Consider the following 1,665-nt stretch of genomic DNA (forward strand, 5'->3'; position numbering starts at 1 on the left):
GCAAGGCGGATGTCGAATCAGAGGTAGAATAATCCTTAGATGCCCTCAAATACCCCTGAGATTTTTTATATATGTTATGACTACTAATCATAATTATGCCTCGTGGAGATAATCAACTCACTAACGTTTTCGCGAACCTCCGCGACGTCACGCTCCAACGTCTCGACGTCTACCACGATCATGGCCATCCTGTGTTCTACGATTCCCGGTATTTCGCGCCGACCGTGAACCTATGGAATACCGTGCCGGTGATCTATGCGGACATCGAACCGGGGGCTCCTGTAAAACACCCTCGGTTCGAGGATGTTACGAACGGCACCCTCCCCCCGGAATACCGCGTGGTGGGGAATGTCAGCGGCACCCATATCCCGATCGCCGGCGAGCGGGTGCTGAAAGGGATCGTATCATTCTCAGACAAGGAGATGGAGCAGCTTGCGAACGCAGGCGACCTCTCTCTCTCAACCGGCCTTTCTTCTCCCGAGGCACCGGACGGCCGGAGGCGTGGAGCTACTCGGATCGCCGGACCGGTTACCCCGAATCACGTTCTTGTGTTCCGGCGAGGAGCGTGCCCGAACTGCTATCCGAACGACAACGGCGCGATGTTCCACAATTTGGAACGGGAGTTAGAAATGGATGATGAATCCAAAGGGATACTGAAGCGGATTGCTGACGCACTCAACAAGACATCAGACCCGCCGCAGCAGTATGTAAACGTCGCGGAACACGAGACACTCAAGAAAGATGTCACCGCGATGAAAGAAGCGATCACCGAACTGGTGAACCTGATAAAGACCGAGAAACCGCCGGAGAAGAAACCGGAACAGGCGCCGGATGCTGACCCGGAGAAGGAGAACCTCAAACAGGAACTCGCGACCCTGAAGGCCGCCCGGGCGAAGGAGAAGGCCGACGCTGCATGGACTACCATGAAAGCGAACCTTCCCGAAGGCTGGCTCGGTGAGAAGGAGGCCAAAACCCGGGAGGAGTTCGAGGCCGATCCGGTTGCGTTCTCGCTGAAGGTTATCGCGTTCAACAACACGAAGCCGGGCGAGAAGCAGGCTGAAGGGAACAACACGCCCCCTGGCAACTCCGGAGAAGAGCCCACCTCCGACGAGGTGGCGTTCAAAAACCTCGCATCTGAATTCGAGAAGAAATACGGGATCCGGGTGGTCTAAATGGCATACGACAAAGGCGAGATCTTCCTCGGTGCCAGGGTGCAGAAATTCAAGGCAACTGCCAACGTGCCGAAGGGTGCAGTCATCACAATCACTCCTGCAGCTGGCGTGCCAACCGGCGCGACCTGCGCAGAAGACGGTGCTGGCCCGTTCGCCGTCGCAATCGAGGCAGTAGAGGACGGCAAGATTGGCCGGGCGGCCACGAAGGGCGAAGTCGCGGTCGACTGTTCCGGGAACTGTTACACCGGCGCGGTCGTCACCGGAAGCGGCGGCAAGGTCAAGGCCTGTATTGCGGACCCGTCTGGAAACTACGTCAAACCGCTCGGCCGGATGACCGTCGGCGGCGCAAACGGCACCGTCGGGGTTGTCGACCTCGGAGGGTTCTGACATGACAAACGCAGGAATATTCGGAGAAATTCAGATCGTCGGCAACTGGGCGCAGAAGCGCATGATCATGCCGGTGCTCATGGCAACGCAGGAACAGACCACGCTC

Annotated in this window: 2 protein-coding genes; both read left to right on the forward strand. The window is 57.7% G+C overall.

From position 1 onward, the window contains the following. Window positions 1-248: 248 nt before the first annotated feature. A complete protein-coding gene (locus ACE4YL_RS00420; RefSeq protein WP_461368975.1) occupies window positions 249-1,172 on the forward strand; it encodes a hypothetical protein in 924 nt (307 codons plus the stop codon). Next, window positions 1,173-1,559: a hypothetical protein gene (locus ACE4YL_RS00425; RefSeq protein ID WP_461368976.1), complete on the forward strand. Its 387-nt coding sequence runs from the start codon at window positions 1,173-1,175 to the stop codon at window positions 1,557-1,559. It begins immediately after the preceding gene. Window positions 1,560-1,665: the final 106 nt, after the last annotated feature.

Source organism: Candidatus Darwinibacter acetoxidans, assembly GCF_041936445.1.
In the GTDB taxonomy this organism is placed as follows: domain Bacteria; phylum Bacillota; class Limnochordia; order Darwinibacteriales; family Darwinibacteriaceae; genus DTU010.

Coding starts and splice junctions, on each gene's coding strand:
- ACE4YL_RS00425 (WP_461368976.1), top strand. CDS start 1,173: ATGGCATACGACAAAGGCGAGATCTTCCTCGGTGCCAGGGTGCAGAAA.